Source organism: Streptomyces sp. NPDC090022 (genome assembly GCF_044748145.1).
In the GTDB taxonomy this organism is placed as follows: domain Bacteria; phylum Actinomycetota; class Actinomycetes; order Streptomycetales; family Streptomycetaceae; genus Streptomyces.
In genome coordinates, this window is sequence record NZ_JBIVFN010000001.1 from 467666 (window position 1) to 488018 (window position 20353).

The window sequence follows — 20353 nt, forward strand, 5'->3', positions numbered from 1 at the left end:
ACGGACGGGCTCTCGGTGGGAAGGCCAGCGGGTCAGCCGGTCGACTGACCGGTCAGCCGGCCGGTCAGTTCTTGCCGAGGAGCTTGTTCATCAGCTCGATCTCGGCGGACTGGGAGGTGATGATCGCCTCCGCCATGGTCCGGGCCCCGGGGAAAGCGCCCTGCGCCTGCTCCGTCCTGGCCATGGCCACCGCCCCCTCGTGGTGCTCGATCATCAGCTGCATGAAGGCGGTGTCGAACGCCTTGCCCGAGGCGCCCTTCAGCTCGTCCATCTGCTCCGCCCTCATCATCCCGCCGGTGCCGTGCGCGGAGTGGTCGACGGCACCCTCGGCGGGCACCTGCTCGCCCCAGGACGTGAGCCAGCCCGAGAGGGTCCGGATCTCCGGGTCCTGGGCCTTCCTGATGGCCTCGGCCAGCGTCTTGACCTCGGTGGACCCGGCGCGTGACGGCGCGAGTGCGGCCATCTCGACGGCCTGGCGGTGGTGGGGGATCATGCCCTTCGCGAAGGCCGTGTCGGCGGCGTTGTGCTGAGCCGGCGAGGCGGGCGCGGAAGCCGGCGCGGACGGCGAGGCGCTGGTCCCGCCGTTGTGGCCGCCGTGGCCCGCGGAGTCGCCGTCGCCGCTGCCGCAGGCGGCGAGGACGAGCAGGGTCGCCCCGGTGGCGAGAGCGGCGGCGGTACGGCGGACGAGGGAACGCTCGGTGGTCATGCTGGTGCAACTCCTTGCTGCGCATGCCGCGTACGCGGGCATGCGTGCGGTACGGATGGGAGACGGTCCGCGGACGCGGCCCACCCCGGCGCATACGCGCGCGGCGGGCGGACCGCGACGGGCGCTCTAGATCCGCAGGAGTTGCAGTTCGGCCAGATCGGGCGGGGCCCGGCCGCTCACGCCCCCCTCGGGCACGGATGCGACCCACGCGGGGACGCCGCAGGGTACGACGGCGCCGGAGACCAGGGGCGGCGGCGCGTAGGGGGAGGAGACGCCGGTCGCGGCGCACGTGGCGTCCGCGTGGTCGACGTGGCGCGAACCGCCGGCCGTGTGCGAGCAGTCCTCACCGGGCCCGGCCGTGTCCGCTGCGTGGGCACTGGCCGAGGTCGTGGCCGCGGTTGCGGCCGCGGGGTGCCCCGTCGCCGGGTGCGGGGCGGCCGCCGGTCCGGGCGTCAGGGCATGCATGCCGAGGATCCCGGCGAGCAGGACCAGGACGAGCAGCACGAAGCCGCGCCCGGCGGGGCGGCGTCCTGCGGGCTGCGCGGCAAGGGCCATGCGGGCATCGTACGGGGCCGTCTCAGGGGCCGGCGGCCGGGGCCGGGGACCGGGCCGCGGCTACGGCTCCCCGCCCCGACCACACGGCCGGTGTCGTGTATCGCGGACCTGTCGAAAATCGCATACGCCACCGCAACAGCCCTTCGGCTGCCATGGTGACGTGCACCCCGACGCGACCCTGCCCGCCTACGTCCCCGACACCTCCCAGGGCCTCCTCGGGATCGCTCCCAACCGCTACCTCCTCGTGCGCACCTTCCTCCCCGCCGCGGCCGTGGCGATGGTCTTCCTGCTCGTGTTCGGTCTGGCCGGCGGCTGGATCCTGGCCGGCCGGATGCCCGCACCCCTCACACGGATCACGGACGCGGCACGGATGGCCGGGACGGGTTCGCTGTGCCACCGCATCCGCATGCGGGGCCGCCAGGACGAGTTCCGCGAACTGTCGGACGCGTTCGACTCGATGCTCGAACGGCTCGATTCGCACGTCGCCGAACAGCGCCGGATCACGCTCGACGTCACCGGCGGGGCGGCCCGGACCAGCGGCTCCGCCGAACTCCTGCTGCGCATGGTGACGAACCTCGTCCAGAACGCCGTCGTCCACAACCTCCCCGCCGGCGGCCTCCGCGTCACGGTCCGGCTCTCCCCGGTCCACCCGGCGAACCGGGGGGAGCCGGAGCGTCCTTCCCCTCCGCTCGTCCGAGGGCGGGTGTCAGTGCCCCGTGCCAGGCTGAAGGCGTACCAGGCCCGCGAAAGGACACTGCCGTGATCACCACTGATTTCGTCCCCGGTTCTCCCTGCTGGCTCGACCTGGGCGCGCCGGACGTCCAGGCCGCCGCGGCCTTCTACGGAGCCGTGCTCGGGTGGGACTACGAGTCCATGGGGGAGGGCGAGGACATGGAGGGCGGCATGTTCCGGAAGGACGGCAAGAGTGTCGCCGGGCTCGGCAAGCTCACCGAGGAGGGCGCCCGCTCGGCCTGGATGATCTACTACCGCGTCGCCGACGCGGACGCCACGACGCAGGCCGTCCGCGACGCGGGCGGCACCGTGCGGGTGCCGCCGCGCGACCTCGGCGAGTGGGGCCGGATGGCCCAGTACAGCGATCCGCTGGGCGGACAGTTCGCCGTCTGGCAGCCGGGTACGGACACGGGCGTGGAGCTGGTGGACGAGCCGGGCTCGCTCTGCTGGACCGAGCTGTACACGACCGACGCCGCGGCGGCCCGGGAGTTCTACGGCGGTCTGTTCGGCTGGCAGTTCAGCGACATGGAGATGCCGGGCGGCGGCGGGGGCACCTACACCCTCATCACCCCGGCCGGTCTCCCCGAGGACCGCATGCACGGCGGCCTCATGGAGCTGTCCGCGAAGGACCTCGCCGCGGCGCAGGGACGGCCGTACTGGCACCCCGTCTTCGCCGTCGCCGACTGCGACGCCGCGGTCGCCCAGGTCACCGCGAACGGCGGGACCGTGCAGATGGGGCCCGTGGACGCGGAGGGCGTCGGCCGGATGGCCGTCTGCCTGGACCCGGCGAACGCGGACTTCGTCCTCCTGACCCCGACGCAGGACTGAGGGGTCCGGCTCCGGACCGGCCGTGGCCCCGCCGGCCGGTCATCCGCCTCCGTACGGCGGCAGCTGCGGGCGCCGGTCCGCCCACGGGCGGGCCGCCTCCAGCTGCGCCGACACCCGCAGCAGGGTCACCTCGTCGTCGCGGCGGCCCACCAGCTGTACGGCCAGCGGCAGCCCGTCCGTGCCGTGGCCCGCGGGGACCGAGGCCGCCGGGTGGCCGGTGACGTTCCACAGGGCGGTGTAGGCGACCATCGGGCGCGACCGCGCCAGCGCCGTCAGCAGCCCGGCTCCGTCCAGCGCGCCGACCGGGCGCGGGCGGGCCGCCACGACCGGGGTCAGCAGCAGGTCCATCGTGGTGAACATCCGGTCGGCGCGCTCCGCCAGCCGCTCGCCTGCCCGGATCCCGCGCTCCACGGCGGAGTCGGGCACCAGCCGGGCGAGCGCGAGGGTGCCTCGGGTGCGCCGCTCCAGCAGGTCCGGGCGTTCGACGGCGTCCGCCTCCGCCCGTACGCCGCCGCAGAACTGCGCGGCGAAGGCGAGCGTCGCGTCCGGGTAGCGGGGGTCGACCTCCCGTACGTCATGGCCCAGCGCGCGCAGCGTCCGTACGGTCTCCAGGAGGGCCCCGACGTGTTCCGGATGCGGACGGACCCCGGGCACGGCGGGCGTGGCGCTGTAGCCGATGCGCAGCCGGCCCGGCGGGGTCTCCAGCGCCTCCAGCCAGCCGGTGGCCGCCGCGGGCCCGGCGCTCCAGCGGTCGGTGGCGGTGGTCCCGGCGAGGACGTCGTAGAGCAGCGCGGAATCCCGCACGGTGCGGGTCAGCGGCCCCAGGGTGCCCAGGGCGTGCCAGAGGTGGGACTGCGGGGCCGTGGAGACCCGCCCGCGCTGGGGCTTGAGGCCGAACAGCCCGCAGCAGGCGGCCGGGATACGGATGGACCCGCCGCCGTCGCCGCCGAGCGCCGCCCCGACGAGCCCGGCCGCGACCGCGGCGGCGCTGCCGCCGCTGGACCCGCCGGGGGTCCGGGTGGTGTCCCAGGGGTTGCGGGTGTGCCCGTGGGCGGCGGACTCGGTGAACGGCCACTGGCCGAACTCGGGCATCGCCGTCTTGCCGATGACGACGGCCCCGGCGGCGCGCAGGCGGCGTACCGCCTCGGAATCGGCGGTGACGGGAGTGCGGTTGGCGGAGCCGCCGAACGTGGTGACCTGACCGGCGACGTCCAGTTCGTCCTTGACGGCGACGGGCACGCCGTGGAGGGGGCCGCGCGGCGCCTCCGCGTCACGGGCGTCGGCCTCGGCGAGGGCCTGCTCGGCGAGGACGACGCGGAAGGCCCGGAGGGCCGGGTCGAGCCGGGCGGTCCGGCGCAGCGCCGCCTCGACCAGGGCGCGGGAGGTGTACGTACCGCCGCGCACCAGCTCGGCCTGCCGGGCGACCCCGTGGAACATCAACTCCGCGTCGTCCCGGTCCTGTTCCCCGCGCCGTGCGTCGTCCTTGCTCATGGACCCCACCCCTTCACGCCTACCTGCCGGTAACTGGGGGCAAGGCTATCCGGGTGACGGCGTGCCGTGTCGGGCGGCCGGGGTGGGGCCGGTTCGCGATGCTGGAACGGCGCGGCGGCACGGTGGCCGCCGCCCCTCCCGCCCGGCGAGAAGGAGTACGGCCCATGCCGACGGACGCGGTCGGACGATTCCTCGCGGCGCTGGACCCGCACCACCGGGAGGCCGTCGAGAACGGGCCTCCCGAGGAGCGGGAACGGCTCGCCGCCGCCTGGGAACGCGAGCTGGAGTCGGACGACGAGCTCGACACGCTCGACGAACTGTCCCCGCCGGCCGCCGAGGCCGAGGCGGCCCGCCGCGTCATGGACCGCGAGGCCTGACACCCCGCGGTGGACGAGCGCGTCGCCGGCCGCCCGAGGAGGCCGGCTTCCGGGCCTCAGGGCATCCGCTCCACGTTCCACATCGGCAGGCCCCGGAAGAAGTCCACGGCCTCCGCGCGCCAGAACGGCTCCCAGGACGCGGCCTCGGCGGCGGCCGCCTCCGCGTGCCGGCGGATCTCCGCCCTGAGCGTCCGGTCCACACCGGCGGCGCGGGCGATCTCCCGGATCCGGCCGAGGGTCGCGTCCGTGCAGCCGGGGTCGCCGAGCGCGGCTTCGACGGCCGCCGCGTCGGCCCCGGTCGTCGCGGCCAGCAGCGCGCGGACGGCGTACGTACGGCGGCCGGCGCGGAGGTCGGCCCCCGTCGACTTGCCCTCGGCCGCCGGGTCGTCGCCGTACGGGCCGAACAGGTCCAGGTAGTCGTCGCGCATCTGCTCGCCGATGCCCACCAGCCTGGCGTACCGGTGGAGGCGGGCGCGGTGCGGCCGCGGGTCCTCGCCCGCGGCCAGCAGGCCCATCGTCAGCGGCGCGAGGACGGAGTACCGCGCGCTCTTGAAGTCGGTGACGGTGTGCAGGAACTCCTCGTCGGGCAGCGCGTGGGAGTCCCGCTCCAGGTCGGCGATCTGCCCGGCCACGGTCTCCGCGGCGGTGCGGGTGTGGACGCCGAGCAGGGCCTGGCGCAGTTCGGCGGGGGCCGCGGCCTCCAGCAGGACCTGGGTGGACAGGAACGCGGCGAGGTCCCCGGCGAGCACCGCGAGCCCGAGGGCCGTGGGGCCGCTGCCGGGGAACTCGGCGCGGTAGGCGTAGTACGTCGAGGGGCCGCCGCGGCGCAGGGGCGCGTCGTCGATGATGTCGTCGTGGACGAGCCCGTGGGTCTGGAGCAGTTCGATGCTCAGGGCGGCCTCCGCGAGCCCCGCCACCTCGTCCGTGGTGACCAGCCGGGCCGCCTCGTACAGCAGCACCACCCGCAGCCGCTTGCCGCCGCGCATCGAGAACTCCCGCAGGAGCTCCACGCACCGCGGGACGTACCGGCTGGGCACCGGGACGTCGAAACGCCCGGCGAGGGTGTCGAAGTACTGCCCGAACCGGAGGTCGAAGCGGGCCCGGTGCCCGGCGACGCGTTCGAGGGTGGCGGCGGTGACGTGGGGGTGCATGAAGATCAGTATCGGCGACCCTCTACCGGTGCAGCCGCTCCGGCCAGTCCTGCGGGACCCGGTCGGCCGGGCCCGGGGCCGGCTGGCTCTCCGGGCGGGCCTCCGGTGGGGTCAGCGCGGGGCCGGACTCGTACATGGTGTCGGTGTCGTAGTTCCAGTACCACGCCTCGCCCGGTTCGAAGCTCTGCACCAGGGGGTGGCCGGTGGACCGCCAGTGGGCGGTGGCGTGCTGGGCCGGTGAGGAGTCGCAGCAGCCGATGTGCCCGCACTGGGCGCAGCGCCGCAGGTGGAACCACCAGCCGCCCACCGCGTCGCAGTCGACGCAGCCGGTGCCCGTGGGCGGGACGCCCGGGTCGATTCCCTTGATGTCCTTGGTGTCGTCGGTCATGCCGGCTCCTCGGCGGTTGGGAGGTCGGTGGCGGGTCCGGGCCCGGGGTCGGTTCCGGGGGCGGGGGCCGTCAGTGGCAGCAGCACCTGGAAGCGGGTGTCGCCCGGGACCGACTCGGCCTGGAGGCTGCCGTGGTGCTTGTCGACCAGGCCGGCCGGGCCGCCGCCGATCACGACGAGGTCGTAGAAGTCGGCCGCCGGCGTCGTCGCGAGTCCGACGTGGGCGGCCAGGTCGGGCGGCTCCGGCTCGATCAGCGCCGTGCCCTCCGGGGTGATGACCACCGGCAGTCGGTGCCCGTCGGCCCCGGCCGCCTCCAGCAGCCGCCGCCCCTCGGGTTCGTCGGAGGAGTACCAGCGGTAGGGCACCTGGTTGCGGGCCAGGAACTTCCGTACCCGCGAGGAGGGCGCCGACCAGCGGTGCCCGACCACCTTCGTGGCGGGCACGGGCCGGTAGTCGCCGGAGCGCCAGGCCGTCAGCAGATCGCCCCGCAACGTCAGCTCGTGCAGCGCCTCCAGCGCCGACTCCCCGGACTCGGCCCGCACGATCCGGTAGCCGGCGCCGTAGTGGCGCCGCAGGTCACGGGCGATCGCGCGGGAGACTCCCGGGTCGTCGTCCACGGTCAGGATGACGGTCCGCGCCGGGTCGGCGGCCTGTGCCATACGTCTCCGCACCGATCGCTCAGGGCGGGCGCCGTGGCGGGCCTCCCGCGCCGGTTCCCGCCCATCGTATGGTGGATCGCCCCGGACCGCGCCCGGAGCGCCGGTCAGGGGCAGTACGACTCCAGGGTGCCCCGGCGGCGGACGTCGAGGGTCGCGCAGTGGAACGAGCCCCCGAAGGGCGCGTAGTGCTGGAGGTCGCACGGGATCGGCTCGAAGCCCCATGCCTCGAGGGCCCGGAGCATGCCCGTCTGGTGGCGCTCGGCGATCACCCGGCGTTCGTCGACCATGAGGACGTTCATGCTCAGCCATTTGCCGCACATCGACGTGAGCTTGAGCAGGGGCTCGCCGACCGGGTCGGGCTCGGGGGCGACCAGGACCTCCCACGAGCGGAGCGCCTCGGGCAGGCGGTCGACGTCGATGTACTCGGGGTTGACCAGCACCCTGCCGGGCGCGAGCGGCATGAGCGTCGTGTCGATGTGCATGGGCGTACGGCAGCGGCTCTCCACCTCGTGGATGCGGTAGCCCGGTCCCAGATGGCGGCGCAGCCAGTCGATGCCCATGCGGTTGGTGACGTTGCTCCGGGTCACGAACAGGTCGCGCCCCGCCCGTACGAAATCGGCCGCGTCGAAGACCGGCTCGAACTCCGTGAGGATGTGGCGTACGGGCTGGCCGTCCCGGGGGACGCGGAAGTCCGCCTCGAACAAGGGCTCGGTCAGCTGGGGCCTCGGCGCCGCGGTCCAGCGGGCACCGCGCCGGAAGTAGTCCTTGAGGATGCCCCGGTAGGCGTGCGTCTCGAAGTACCGGCACGGCCACGCCATCGGGGTCTCGATGATCTCGTCACCGACCACCAGCAGGCTGTCGCGCGGGCAGGTGGTGCCGAAGCCGCGGGAGGACCAGTCGGGGGTGGCGAAGCGCCTGCTGTGGTCGACCGGGTCCGGCCGCGTGACCGTGACGCCCAGGGACTGGAGGAGGGCGACGAACCGGTCGAGTTCGGCTTGCGCCGTCTCGACCAGGGCGCGCGGGTAGCGGCGGCCGGCGGCGAGCCCCTGCAGGCGCGCCGCCCAGGCGGGAATGTTGCAGGCCACGACCGGATGCCGGGAGGGGATCGTGGCGCCGTCGAGGCGCCCCACGATGATCTCCTCCAGCGGGTCCCACTCGTTGTGGGAACCGACCGGCGGGACGAGGGGCGGCGCGGGGGTACCGGGCCGCTGCGCTGCCGTCATCGTCGACCGCCTTCGCTCGCCGTCCGCCTCCGCTCGCGGTCGTGCGTACCGCCTCCGCCGCTCGAGGCCGTCGGTCTCTCACCCTATCCAGCGGCTCACGAAGCCGCGCGGGGAACGCTCCCGGGCTCGACGACGTGCCCGTCGCGCAGCTCCACCACCCGGTCGGCGAGCTCGATCAGATGGGGGTCGTGGGTGGCGACGAGGATGGTGACGCCCTCGCTGCGCACCACCGCGCGCAGCAGCTCCATGATCGACCGGCCGGTCTCCGAGTCGAGCTGCCCCGTGGGCTCGTCCGCGATGATCAGATCGGGGTCGTTGGCCAGGGCACGGGCCACCGCGACGCGCTGCTGCTGGCCGCCGGAGAGTTCGCCCGGGCGCTGCTCGGCGTGGTCCGCGAGCCCGACCAGGGCGAGCAGGGTCCGGGCGCGCTCCTCGCGTTCGGCGGCCGGGACGCGGCGCAGCCGCATCGGTACGCCGACGTTCTCGGCGGCGGTGAGGACGGGGATCAGACCGAAGGACTGGAAGACGAAGCCGATGCGGTCGCGGCGCAGGGCGAGCAGACCCGGCTCGTCGAGCGTGGCGAGGTCGGTGCCGTCGAGCATGATCCGGCCGGAGGCCGGGGTGTCGAGGCCGCCGACGAGGTTGAGCAGCGTGGTCTTGCCGGAGCCCGACCGGCCCCTGAGGGCGGTCAGTTCGCCGCGGCGGACCTCGAAGGACACGCCGCGCAGGGCGTGGACGGCCTGCGGCCCGCTGCCGAAGCTGTGGTGGACGTCGTCCACCACCACGATCGGCGTGCCTCCGTCCCGTGCGGCGAGGCCGTCGGCCTCCCGCGGCGCCGGGACCGCCGCCACCGGTCCCCTGTCGTCCCTCATCGCCCGTACCCCCCGTTGACCTGTCCGTCGCACCCGCTGCCGGTGCCGCCTCGTGATGCAGCCTTCTGATCGCATTTGCGCATCTGTGGCAGCAATCGCGCAAGCCCCTTCCGTCCGTGGCGCGAATCTGACAGCATCGTCCGCTATCCGGTACCTAGGGTCCCGGACGGGGGAGGAAAACAGAACGTGCTCGGCTTCGTCGTGCGCCGACTGCGCGGGCGATGGCCGCTCGCCGTCGCCATGCTGTTCACCGTACTGATCACCGCGACCACCCTGACCGCGCTGACGGCGTTCGCCCGCGGTGTGGGGGAGGAGGGGCTCCGGCGTGCCCTGACCGGGCCGGAACAGCCCCGGACCACCGTCGTGATCACCAGCGGCCGTCCCGCCGCCGACCGCGCCAAGGACGACGCGGCCGTACGGACCTACGCGGACCAGGTCTTCGGGCGGCTCCCGGTGGCCTTCCGGAGCGTGGCGCACAGCCGTTCGTACGGACTCCCGGGCGGCGCCGCCTCCGGCCGCGACGCCGACCTCACCCTGCTCGCCGCACTCGGCCGCGACCACACGGACCTGCTCGCCGGCCAGTGGCCGGCCCCGGTCACGGCCGGGCCCGGATCCGGCGCCCCCGCCGCGCCGCTCCAGGTGGCCGTGCCGCGCGCGGCGCTCGCCCGGCTCGGCCTGGACGGGGCCGCGCTGCCCGCCCCGGTCCGGCTGGCCGACCGGTTCGGCGGACCCGAGCTGACCGTGCAGGTCACCGGCGTCTACCGGGCCACCGACCCGGACGCCGGGTACTGGCGCCTCGACCCGCTGGGCGGCCGCGAGGTCCAGGCCGGCACCTTCGCCACGTACGGCCCGCTGCTGGTGGACGACAGCGCCTTCACGACGGGCGGGCTGCTGCAGAACTACCGCCTCACCCTGCTGACCCCGGACCTGCGCACGATCGGCACCGCCGAGGCCGGGGCCGTGCGGACCAGGGCGGCCCCGGCGGGCGCCGCCCTGGAGCGGACCACCTCGCTCCGGGCCGCCACCGAACTGCCCCGGCTGCTGGCCGAGTCGGAATCCGGCCTGCTCGTCGCCCGGTCCACCCTGCTGATGGGCGCGCTCCAGCTCGCCGTCCTCGCGGGCGCCGCCCTGCTCCTCGTCTCCCACATCCTGACCGTCCGCCAGGAACCGGAACGCGTCCTGCTCACCGCGCGCGGTGCCTCGCGCCGTCGCCTCGGCGCGCTGACCGCGACCGAATCGCTGCTGCTGGCACTGCCCGCGGCGGTCCTGGCACCCCTGCTCACCCGGCCCCTGCTGGACCTGGCCGGCCGGTTCGGACCGCTCGGGCAGGTCCGGCCGGAGATCCCGGACACCTGGCTCGTCTGGCCGGTCGCGGCCGGCTGCGCCCTGGCCTGCGTGCTGCTGACGACCCTGCCCGCCCTGCTGCGCGGGGCGTCCGCCGCCGTACTGCGCCGCGTCGGGCGCCGGCAGGCCCTGGTCACGGGCGCCGCCCGCTCCGGCCTGGACCTGGCGGTGCTGGCCCTGGCCGTCCTCGGCTACCAGCGCCTCGCGCGGTACGCCGGCACGGACGCCCCCGCGCCCGGCACCGCCGACGGCGGCACGCTCGGCGTCGACCCGGTCCTCGTCGCCGCGCCGGCCCTGGCCCTGTGCGGGGGCACGCTGCTGGTCCTGCGGCTGCTGCCGTTCGCGGCGCGGGCCGGGGGACGGCTGGCGGCCCGCGGCCGCAGCCTGGCGCCGGCCCTGTTCGGCTGGCAGCTCGCCCGCCGGCCCGGCCGGGCCACCGGACCCGTCCTGCTCCTCGTCCTCGCCGTCTCCAGCGGCACCCTGGCCCTCGGCCAGCACACCGCCTGGTCCGCGTCCCAGCGCGACCAGGCCGACTTCGCCACCGCGGGCGGCCTGCGGATCTCCGCCAGCAGCATGTCCCCGATGGGCCAGGGCGGCCGCTACGGTGCCCTGCCCGGCGGCGACCGGCTGATCCCGGTGGCCCGCCGGCAGCACAACCTGCCCGACGGCAAGCCCGCCGACCTCGTCGCCCTGGACACCGCCCTGATGGACGAGCGGGTGCCGCTGCGCGCGGACCTGCGCGGCGGGCGGGGAATGCGGGAGCTGTTCGGCCCGCTGGCCGCCGGTGGCGCGGGCGCCGCCGGATCGGGCCCGGGCGTCCCCCTGCCCGGCTCGCCCCGCCGGATCGACGTCGACGTCACCGTACGGTCCGCCGGGACGAGCTGGGCGGCGGTGAGCCTGCTGCTGCGCGACCGGTTCGGCGCGACGTACGCCACGCCCTCGGCCACCCTGCCGACTGCCGGCGACGCCACCCTCCCCTTCTCCCTGGACGCGCTGACCGGCGCCCCGGTCGGCTCGGCCGCGGCCCCGCTGACGCTCGCGGGGATCCGCCTGTCGTACGGCGGCGACGGCGGCCCGCCGGGCGACGGCAGCGAACTGACCGTGCGCCGCATCGCCGCCTCCCCCACCCCGACCGCCGAAGCCACCACAACCCCACCGCCCCCCTCCGCACCGCACGCCGCACCCAGCTCCGCGCCGGGTGCCGCGCCGAGCTCCGCGCCGGGGGCCACGCCGGACTCTGCGTCGGGCTCCGCGCCCGGTTCGGCATCGGGTGCCACGCCGGGCTCGGCGTTGGGCTCCACGCCGGGCTCGGCGTTGGGCGCCGTGCCCAACTCCGCGCCCGGCGGCATGTCCGGTTCCACGTCGGGTGCCGCGCCCGGCACCGCGTCGGGCGGCACGCCGGGCATCGTGCCGGGCGTAACGTCCGGTTCCGCGCCCGGTTCCGCGCCCGGTTCCACGCCGAGCCCCGCCGCAGGCGGTGGGTGGCGGTGGTCGCCGCCGGAGGGGCCGCGGGCGTTGCGGGCGCCTGAGCCGGTGCCCGTACCGGCCGGTTCCGCCGACGTGCTGCGGATGCGCTTCTTCGGCGGGCAGGGCACCGAGAAGGGTGTCAACACCGTGCTGTTCCCGGCGCCCGCCACGCCGCTCGCCGAGGCCCTCCCGGCCGTCGCCACCACCGACTACCTGCGGTCCCTGGGCGCCTCGGTGGGCGCGACCGTTCCCGTCGCGCTGGACGGCGCGACCGTGCCCGTGAGGATCACCGCCGCCGTGGACGCCCTCCCCGTCGTCGGCCGGACCGCGCTCGCCGTCGACCTGCGCGCCCTCGGCCGGTTCCTGCTGGAGGCGGCCGGCCGGCAGGCGGCCGCGCCCACCGAGTGGTGGCTGCCCGCCGCCTCGGCCGCCGACCCGGCCCCGGCCCGCGCCGCGGCCGAGCTGCGCGCGGGGGCCAGGTCCGAGCGTGTCCAGCTGCGCGAGGAGGTCACCGCCCGCCTGCTCGACGACCCCCTGACCGCCGGCCCGCAGAGCGCGCTGGCCGCCCTCGCCGCCGCCTGTGCCGTCCTCGCGGCCATCGGCTTCGCCACCTCCACCGCCGCCGAACGGCGCGTACGCGGCCGGGAGTTCTCGGTCCTGCTCGCGCTCGGCACCCCGCGCCGGTCCCTGGCCCTGGCGTCCGCCGCCGAGGGCGGCGTACTGATCGCCATCGGGACCGCGGTCGGCACCGGGCTCGGGGTCGCGCTCGTCCACCTGCTGGCCCCCCTGGTCGTGCTGACACCCGCCGGGGGCCGGCCGTTCCCGCCGGTACGGGTGGACATGCCGTTCTGGCCGACCCTGCTGACGGCCGCCGCCATCGTCGCCGTACCCCTGCTGTCGGCCGTGCTCAGCGGTCCGCGCGGCCGTGACATCGCCGGCCGGCTGCGTCCCGTGGAGGAGATGTGACCACCCGGCCGCCCGCCACCCCGCCGCACGCCGCCACCCCGCCGCCCGCCGCCACCCCGCCGCCCGCCGCCCCGCCGCGGTCCACCGTCGCCGCGCGGCCCGCGCCGTGGGTGCGGACCCGGCTGCGCGCGGCGCCGCTGGGCACCCTGCTCGGCGCCGCGCTGGCGTTCGTCGCCGTGGTGCTGGCCGCGGCCCTGCCGAGGGCCCAGGACCGGGGCGCCGACCAGGCCCTGCGGTCCTTCCTGGAGCGCAGCGGCCCGAGCCAGACCAGCCTGCTGGTCACCGCCCCGACACCGAGGAACGGGGAGAGCGCCGAACTCCTGGACGGCACGCTGCGGAGCCTGCTCGCCCGGACCGGCGGCAGCTTCCACGTCGACCCCGGCACGGTGGTCCACGGCACGCGCAACACCAAGCGGCAGCCGCTGACGAACCCGGAGCTGTCCCGCCCGTCCGGTTTCCCGCCCCGGCTGTCCCTGCTGTACGTCCGCCAGGCGCGGGCGCACACCACCCTGGTGGAGGGCCGCTGGCCGAGCGACACCCCCACCGTCACCCCCGACGCGCCCCCCTACGGCACGCCGATCCAGGTCGTCCTCTCGCAGCGGGCCGCCCAGACCCTCGGCGCCCGCGTGGGATCCGTCCTCGCCGGCAGGCCCCTGGTCGACGGCACCCCGTCCGTCGAGGTCGTCGGCCTCTTCTCGGTCCACGACGAGGGCGAGGACTTCTGGCGGGACGATCTGGGCTGCCTGGCCCGCGCCTGCGAGTTCTACCAGGGCGAGAACCTCTCCTGGGACGTCGACGCCCTGATCGGGGCCGGTGACCTCGGCCGGCTGGACACCTGGGGACAGACCGCCGAGGACTTCTGGCGGCTCCCGGTGGACGTCGGCCGGCTGCGCGCCGACCGGCTCGACGCCACGGCGCGGGACATCGCCTCGTACGTCGGCGGGCCCACCGCCGCCACGCTCTCCCGCGAGACCCTCCGCGAGCTGCACACCACCTCGTGGCTGCCCGAACGGCTCGAGCAGGCCCGCGCCCGCATCCGGGCCGCGACACCGCTCGCCGCGATCGGACCCGCCGGCGTCGCCGGGGTCGCCTTCGTCGTGCTGTGCCTGGCCGGCGCGCTCACCGGGGACCGCCGGGACGGCGAGCTGCGGCTGCTGCTGGCCCGCGGCGGCTCGCGCGCCGGCATCGTCGGCCGGCTCCTGGGGGAGGGCGCCGTCACGGTGCTCCCGGCGGCCGCCGCCGCGACGGCGCTCGCCGTCCTGCTGCTGCCCACGCCGCGGCTCGCCCCCACGCTGCTGTCCGCCGCGGCCGTCGCTCTGCTCGCCCTGCTGGCCTTCCCGGTCCGTGCCGCTGTCCTGCTGACCCCGCCGCGCCCGGCCGCGCGGTGGCGCCGGCCCCTGGCCGAGCTGCTCGTGCTGCTCGCCACGGCCGCCGCGGTCCTGGAGGTCCGCCGCCGTGGGGTGGCTCCCGCCGGCGACGACCCGGACCCGCTGCTCGTCGCGGCCCCGCTGCTGCTGGCCCTGTGCGGGGGGCTGCTGCTGGCCCGGATCCAGCCGGTGGTCACCGGCTGGCTCGCCCGCGCGGCGGGCCGCCGCTCCGGCCTGGTCGGCTTCCTCGGACTCGCCCGGGCCGCCCGCGGCGCGGGCGCGCGCGGCGCCGGGTCGCCCGCCCGGGGCGGGGCCGGTCCCTCCGTCCTGCCGATGGCCGCCCTGCTCCTCGCCCTCACCACCGGGGGGTTCGGGGCCGCCGTGCTGCACTCGGTGGACGCGTCCCGGCTGGGCGTGGCCCGGCTGACGGTCGGGGGCGACGCGGCGGTCACCACGTACGGGAACGCGCCGCTCCCGGAGGGGCTGGTGAAGGCCGCGGCCGCGCTGCCGGGCGTACGGACATCCGTGCCGCTGTGGATCGACGACGACTCCACCGTCGTCGGCGCCGCCCAGAGCCCCACCCAGGTCACCGTGGTCGTCGCCGAGCCGGCCGGGTACGCCGAGCTGTCCCGCACCCTCGGCTGCGGCTCCTTCGACCCCGCCGTGCTGGCCGCGGGCGGCGCGGGATCCGACCAGGCCCCGGTGCCGGCGCTGTTCAGCGCGGGCCTGGCCCGGCAGGCCGCCGGAGGGACGTACGTGCTGCGGCCCGGCAACGGCGGTGAGCTGCGGACCCGGGTCGCCGGCGTGATCGACTGCACCCCGGCCCACCCGGCTCCGGATGCCGCGGTCGTCGTCCTGCCGGCCGGCCCCGCGACGGCGGCCGTCGGCGGCACCGACCGCCCCAACCGCTGGTTCGCGCTCGGTTCGCCCGGCGGGGAGCGGCTGAGGGCGCTCGTCCGGGCCGCGCTCCCGGCGGCTTCGACCGCCTCCCCGGGGCCGTCCCCCTCTCCGTCGCCGGCTGCCGCTGCCGCCGCCGGTCAGGGGCCGGCGTCCGGCGGGGGACCCGCCGACGAGGTGTATCCGGTGCGCACCAGCGCCGAGGTGGTCGCCGGGCTGGGCGACGATCCGCTGCAACGCTCGGCGCAGCGCCTGTTCTGGGCCTCGGTGGCGGCAGCCGCCGGCTTCGCGCTGCTGGCCGTCCTGCTGACGCTGATGCGGACCGTGCCCGAACGTGCGGCGCTGCTGGCCCGGCTGCGCACCATGGGCCTGCGCCGCCGGCAGGGCGTGGCGCTGATCCTCGCCGAGACCTTGCCGCAGACCCTGGCCGCGGTGCTGGGCGGTGCCCTGACCGCGGCGTGCGCCGTCGTGCTGCTGGGCCCGGCGATCGACCTGTCCGCGTTGGTCGGCGCACGCGTACCGACCGGTGTGACGCTGACGGCCGGGCCCGTCCTGAGCCTGGCCCTGGGCCTGGCCGCCCTGGTCGCCGTGGCCGTGCTCGTCGAGGCGGCGACATCCGGGCGACGGCAGATCACCACCGAGTTGAGAGCGGGAGACCAGCGTTGAACAGCGACCAGCCGACGTACGAGGAGCTGCGCCGCCGGGCCACGGCCGCCGCGCGGCCCCGCACCCCGGGGAGGGACGCGGCCATCGTCTGCGACCGCCTGGTCCGGATCTTCAGCGCGGACGGCATCGAGGTGCAGGCCCTCCAGGGGCTGGAGCTGACGGTCGACGAGGGCGACCTGGTGGCCCTCGTCGGCGCCTCGGGCAGCGGCAAGTCCACCCTCCTGAACATCCTGGCGGGCCTGGACGTCCCGACGGCCGGCAGCGCGGCGGTCGCCGGCTACGACCTGCTGGACCTGTCGGCGCGGGACCGGCTGCGCTACCGGCGCGAGGCGGTCGGGTTCGTCTACCAGCAGACGGCCCGCAACCTGCTGCCCTTCCTGACGGCGGCCCAGAACGTCGCCCTGCCGATGCAGCTGAAGGGCGGCCCCCGGCGCGGCGCGGGGGCCCGCCGTGCCGCCCGGGTCACGGAGGTGCTGGACGCCCTCGGCATCGGCGACCTCGCGCACCGGCGCCCCGCGCAGCTGTCCGGCGGCCAGCAGCAGCGCGTCGCGATCGCGGTGGCGATGGCGAACGATCCCAAGGTGCTGCTGGCCGACGAACCGACCGGCGAACTGGACTCGGAGACGGCCGCGTCGGTCTTCGAGACCTTCCGTACGGTGAACAAGGAGCTCGGCGTGACGGTGGTCATCGTGACGCACGACCCCATGGTGGCGGGCGAGGTCCGCCGCACGGTGGCCATCCGCGACGGCCGCACCAGCAGCGAGGTGCTGCGCCGCCTGGTCACCGACGAACACGGCGGGGAAACGGTCAGCGAGCGCGAGTACGTCGTCCTGGACCGCTCCGGGCGCGTCCAGCTGCCCCCGAAGTTCCTCCAGGCGCTGGGCATGGAGCACCGCGTGGCGGTGGACCTGGCCGCGGACCACATCGAGCTCCGCCCGGACAGCCCGTAGGGTCTGCCCGGGCGGGACCGGCCCTACTGGTAGGGGTCGAAGGGGATGCCCGCCGGTTTGGCCTTGGCCAGGTGGGGGGCGAAGGAACCGTCCTTCAGGCCGAAGTGCGCGCTGCCGAAATCGGCCTGACTGAGCTTGTCCCGGAGCGTCGCGGGGAAACCGGACCAGCCCACGAGCGCGGGGAACTGCCACGTGCCGCGGTGGTTCTCGGCCGGTTCGTCGTTGGTGTTCGCCGCGCGGAAGCAGTGCGTGCTCGCGCCGTCCTTGTGGTAGACGATCTTGGGGTGGGTGCCGTCCCAGCGGATCCGGTCGCGGGCGTGGACGACGAAGTTCCCGTGGGCGGAGGTGGCGACGTACTTCGCCTCGCCGCCCTGGATCCACACCACCACGTGTTCCCAGTCGTGGCGGTGGCCGCCGAGGCCTATGCCGGGGACGGCCTGGTCCTTCTCGAAGTACAGCGCGTACATCACGGCGCACCAGCCGTTGTTGCAGGTGGCGCGGGAGTAGCCGTTGGTGTTGGCGAGGTCCGAGGCGTCCCGGCAGCTCCCGTTGAGGGCGCCACTGGGCTTGAGACCGCCGTTGAGGACCCCGGTCGGTCCGATGGCGGGGGTGGGATAGCAGCCGTCCGTGTCGTAGTCGTACGCCGGCTGGAACGTCGACTCCATGGCCTCGGCGTTCGCGGGGAGCGCCGGGGGAGGAGCAGCGAAGGCCGTCTGGGGGAGGGCCACCACCAGGGCGAGGGCGGCGCAGACGACGGCGGACGATCTCCGGATGCGATGAGGGGTCACCGGGAGCATCATTCGGGAACGACGACAGCGCGACAAGGGGCATGACAGCCTCAACGAAGTGAATTCCAGGCGGAGTTGAAGCGATCCGTGCGCCGCACCGCCCGGTCGCGACGCGCGGCGCGACGCGCGGCGCGGTTCCCGCGCGAAACAGTGACATGCATCACGGCCGGTCGGCGGGTCACGGAAGCATTACGTCCGCCCGGGCTTCACCGACATGTTGTGATTTGTCCCCATCAAATCGACATTCCCCACTCTTACGGAATGGGTGTCCCGGGGAAACGGACGATCCGCACGGCGTACCACGTCACAGGCACTTCTGAGGGACCGTCGCCTCTCCCCGCCGTACCGCCGTGCACACGGTCAGCACGTCCGTCCGCCCATTTCAAGCCCGGTGCGCGGCGCCGCCGCACAGCTCCCCGGGGAAACTTGCGAGCCCGTTCCGGGCTTTCTAAGAATGGCGGCGCGCCCGGTGCTCCCGCAGCCGACGGCGCAGGACGCATCGCAGAAACCACGTGAGGTCACGCATGCACAAGCACCGTAAGAAGACGCCGTACAAGAAAATGACGATCGCCGCCGTCACCCTCGGCGTGGTCGGCATACCCACGGCCGCCATGGCCTGCTGGGACACCCAGGGGTCCGGCGCCGCGCAGGCCGACCGGCAGCGCGTACGCCCCACCCACAGCGCCCCCTTCCCCGCCGCGTCCCTCCTGAGCGTCGCGGGTGACGCGCAGACCCCGGCCGCGACCGCCACGCCGACGGCGCCGGGCGCGCCGGGCGAGCCCACCGCGCCGGCCACCCCCTCCGCGTCGGCCGAGCCCGCCGGACAGGACGCCCCGGCTCCGCAGGAGACGCGGCCGGCCACCCCCGCGGCCGAGCCGCCCACGGAGGCCGAGCCGCCCGCGGCGGACCGGCCCGCCAGGCCGGCCCCGGCCCGGCCCGCGCCCCCGGTCGTCACGCAGCCGCCGACCGCCCCGGCCTCCGGCCCCGCCGCCGAGGTCGTCGCCCTCGTGAACAAGGAGCGCGCCAAGGCCGGCTGCTCGGCGCTCACCGTCAACGCCAAGCTGACGGCCGCCGCGCAGGGCCACAGCCAGGACATGGCCGCGCACTCCACCATGTCCCACACCGGCTCCGACGGCTCGGACCCGGGCCGGCGCATCACCCGCGCCGGGTACACCTGGTCGACCTACGGCGAGAACGTCGCGTACGGCTACAGCTCGCCCGAGCAGGTCATGACCGGCTGGATGAACAGCCCCGGCCACCGCCAGAACATCCTCAACTGCTCGTTCAAGGAGATCGGTGTCGGCCTCGCCCAGCCGAACTCCTACTGGACCCAGGCCTTCGCCGCGGCCCGCTGATCCCACCGGCCGCATGAGGCGGCGCACCCTCGCGGAGTCCGCCCCCGGGCTGTGAGCCGGCTGTGAACCGGCGTGAAACTGATGCCCGGGGTGCGGAAGGTGTGCCGACAAGTTCTATATTCGTACGAACCATCCACGCGCGGCCCTGCTGCGGTGAACAGGGGGGTACGACCGCGATGGCCGGAGCAGACGGCGCAGGGGACGTCACGGGCGCAGAGGGCGCCACGGGTGCCGGGGGCGCTGGGGGCGCCGCAGGCGCACGGGCACAGTCCCGCGCTGCCCGCAAGGCCCACAGGAAGGTGCGGAACCGCAAGCGCCTGGGCGCCGGCGTCGCCGTGATGGCCGTCGGCGCGGCCGCCACCACCGCCTACGTCTTCACCTTCGGCGGCTCGTCGCAGGCACAGGACGACGCCCGGCTCGGAGCCTCCACGGCGGCGGGCGGCGCGGCCGCCGGCAAGCCCGGCGCGGGCAAGGGACCGAAGCCGAACTGGGACGGCAAGGTCGAGGTGCTCGGCGACGGCTCCACCTCCTACTCCGGGCCGCAGCCGGGCCAGCTCAAGCCCGAGCGCCTCAAGCCCGGCGAGCAGCCGCCGCAGTTCGTCGTCTTCTCCTGGGACGGCGCCCTGGAGGGCGACGACCACCTCTTCTCCCACTTCCGCAAGGTGGCCCGGGAGTCCAAGGCCCACATGACCTTCTTCCTCACCGGCATCTACCTGCTGCCCGAGGACAAGAAGATGCTCTACCGGCCGCCGCAGCACGGCCAGGGCGCGGCCGCCATCTCCTACCCGACCGTCCCGCACATCAAGTCCACGGTCGGCCAGCTGCGGGGCGCCTGGACCGACGGCCATGAGATCGGGTCGCACTTCAACGGGCATTTCTGCGGCCCCAAGGGCGGCGGTGACTGGTCGGTCGAGGAGTGGAAGAGCGAGATCGACCAGACGTACGCCTTCATGAAGACCTGGAAGACCAACACCGGCTTCACCAAGGAGGCGCCCTTCCCCTTCGACCCCGACCGGGAGGTCGTCGGCGGCCGCGCGCCCTGCCTGGAGGGCCAGAAGAACCTCATGACGGCGATCAAGGACTACGGCTGGCGCTACGATGCGAGCTCGTCCGGGGACTTCCAGATGTGGCCGTCCAAGCGGGACGGCATATGGAACTTCCCCCTCCAGCTCGTCCCCTTGCACGGCAAGGAGCTCCAGGTCCTCTCCATGGACTTCAACTTCCTCTACAACCAGTCCGGTGACAGCACCAAGGGCGACCCGTCGAAGTACGCCGGGTGGCAGGAGCAGACCCGGATGTCGTACATGAACGGCTTCAACCGCGTCTACAACGGCAGCCGGGCCCCCATGTTCATCGGCAACCACTTCGAGGACTGGAACGGTGGCATCTACATGAAGGCCATCGAGGACGTCATGCGGAACGTCTGCCCGCGCCAGGACGTGCGCTGCGTGTCCTTCCGGGAGCTGGCGGACTGGCTGGACGCCCAGGACCCGAAGGTCCTGGCCCAGCTGCGCATGCTCGACCCGGCCCAGGCGCCGGACTGGAAGGCGCTCATCAAGTAGCGGGCCGCC

At 75.3% G+C, this 20353-nt stretch carries 15 protein-coding genes and 2 pseudogenes; 8 read left to right on the forward strand and 9 right to left on the reverse strand.

Going from position 1 to position 20353, the window contains the following annotated elements; translation table 11 throughout:
- Positions 1-64: 64 nt before the first annotated feature.
- Entirely contained in the window at positions 65-706 is a 642-nt protein-coding gene (locus ACIPXB_RS02115) for a DUF305 domain-containing protein (RefSeq protein WP_401443326.1), read from the reverse strand.
- 126 nt (positions 707-832) lie between these two features.
- Entirely contained in the window at positions 833-1261 is a 429-nt protein-coding gene (locus ACIPXB_RS02120; protein ID WP_401443329.1) for a DUF6153 family protein, read from the reverse strand.
- A gap of 187 nt (positions 1262-1448) precedes the next feature.
- Here ACIPXB_RS02120 and ACIPXB_RS02125 point away from each other — a divergent pair.
- Positions 1449-1895 (forward strand): annotated as a pseudogene (locus ACIPXB_RS02125) (HAMP domain-containing protein); the annotation flags it as partial.
- A 125-nt stretch (positions 1896-2020) separates the two neighbouring features.
- Complete coding sequence (locus tag ACIPXB_RS02130; protein ID WP_401443331.1) at positions 2021-2821, forward strand: VOC family protein; 801 nt, start codon at positions 2021-2023, stop codon at positions 2819-2821.
- A 39-nt stretch (positions 2822-2860) separates the two neighbouring features.
- Here ACIPXB_RS02130 and ACIPXB_RS02135 read toward each other — a convergent pair whose 3' ends face one another.
- The gene (locus ACIPXB_RS02135) at positions 2861-4312 is read right to left on the reverse strand and encodes an amidase (protein WP_401443333.1); all 1452 of its coding nucleotides are present in this window, start codon (positions 4310-4312) and stop codon (positions 2861-2863) included.
- Positions 4313-4476: 164 nt separating this feature from the next.
- Between ACIPXB_RS02135 and ACIPXB_RS02140 the strand changes: the two genes are divergently transcribed.
- The gene (locus ACIPXB_RS02140) at positions 4477-4689 is read left to right on the forward strand and encodes a hypothetical protein (protein ID WP_401443335.1); all 213 of its coding nucleotides are present in this window, start codon (positions 4477-4479) and stop codon (positions 4687-4689) included.
- Positions 4690-4745: 56 nt separating this feature from the next.
- On the opposite strand, the gene ACIPXB_RS02145 is transcribed toward ACIPXB_RS02140, so the two are convergent.
- The 5 genes and pseudogenes from ACIPXB_RS02145 to ACIPXB_RS02165 all read right to left on the reverse strand — a co-directional run bounded on the left by ACIPXB_RS02145 (position 4746) and on the right by ACIPXB_RS02165 (position 8982).
- Positions 4746-5840, reverse strand: a complete 1095-nt coding sequence (locus tag ACIPXB_RS02145) for a polyprenyl synthetase family protein (RefSeq protein ID WP_401443337.1) — start codon at positions 5838-5840, stop codon at positions 4746-4748.
- Positions 5841-5862: 22 nt separating this feature from the next.
- Entirely contained in the window at positions 5863-6228 is a 366-nt protein-coding gene (locus ACIPXB_RS02150; RefSeq protein ID WP_401443340.1) for a UBP-type zinc finger domain-containing protein, read from the reverse strand.
- A gap of 146 nt (positions 6229-6374) precedes the next feature.
- Positions 6375-6887: pseudogene (locus ACIPXB_RS02155) on the reverse strand (hypothetical protein); the annotation flags it as partial.
- Positions 6888-6991: 104 nt separating this feature from the next.
- The gene (locus tag ACIPXB_RS02160) at positions 6992-8110 is read right to left on the reverse strand and encodes an amidinotransferase (RefSeq protein WP_401443342.1); all 1119 of its coding nucleotides are present in this window, start codon (positions 8108-8110) and stop codon (positions 6992-6994) included.
- A 95-nt stretch (positions 8111-8205) separates the two neighbouring features.
- On the reverse strand, positions 8206-8982 hold the full coding sequence (locus ACIPXB_RS02165; RefSeq protein ID WP_401443344.1) for an ABC transporter ATP-binding protein: 777 nt from the start codon (positions 8980-8982) through the stop codon (positions 8206-8208).
- Positions 8983-9168: 186 nt separating this feature from the next.
- On the opposite strand from ACIPXB_RS02165, the gene ACIPXB_RS02170 reads away from it, so the two are divergent.
- The 3 genes from ACIPXB_RS02170 to ACIPXB_RS02180 are packed head-to-tail and all read left to right on the forward strand — an operon-like array spanning position 9169 to position 16639.
- Positions 9169-12759, forward strand: coding sequence for an FtsX-like permease family protein (locus ACIPXB_RS02170; protein ID WP_401443347.1), 3591 nt, complete (start codon positions 9169-9171; stop codon positions 12757-12759).
- Positions 12756-15689 carry a hypothetical protein gene (locus ACIPXB_RS02175; RefSeq protein ID WP_401443350.1) on the forward strand — a complete coding sequence of 978 codons (2934 nt, stop codon included), beginning with the start codon at positions 12756-12758 and terminating at the stop codon, positions 15687-15689. Before ACIPXB_RS02170 ends, ACIPXB_RS02175 begins: the two co-directional genes overlap by 4 nt.
- Positions 15686-16639 carry an ABC transporter ATP-binding protein gene (locus ACIPXB_RS02180; protein ID WP_401443353.1) on the forward strand — a complete coding sequence of 318 codons (954 nt, stop codon included), beginning with the start codon at positions 15686-15688 and terminating at the stop codon, positions 16637-16639. The genes ACIPXB_RS02175 and ACIPXB_RS02180 overlap by 4 nt, the downstream gene beginning before the upstream one ends.
- Positions 16640-16662: 23 nt before the next feature.
- Here the strand turns inward: ACIPXB_RS02180 and ACIPXB_RS02185 are convergent, their stop codons facing one another.
- The gene (locus tag ACIPXB_RS02185) at positions 16663-17436 is read right to left on the reverse strand and encodes an NPP1 family protein (RefSeq protein WP_401444396.1); all 774 of its coding nucleotides are present in this window, start codon (positions 17434-17436) and stop codon (positions 16663-16665) included.
- A 515-nt stretch (positions 17437-17951) separates the two neighbouring features.
- Between ACIPXB_RS02185 and ACIPXB_RS02190 the strand changes: the two genes are divergently transcribed.
- Complete coding sequence (locus tag ACIPXB_RS02190; RefSeq protein ID WP_401443356.1) at positions 17952-18782, forward strand: CAP domain-containing protein; 831 nt, start codon at positions 17952-17954, stop codon at positions 18780-18782.
- Positions 18783-19120: 338 nt separating this feature from the next.
- On the forward strand, positions 19121-20344 hold the full coding sequence (locus tag ACIPXB_RS02195; protein WP_401444398.1) for a hypothetical protein: 1224 nt from the start codon (positions 19121-19123) through the stop codon (positions 20342-20344).
- Positions 20345-20353: the final 9 nt, after the last annotated feature.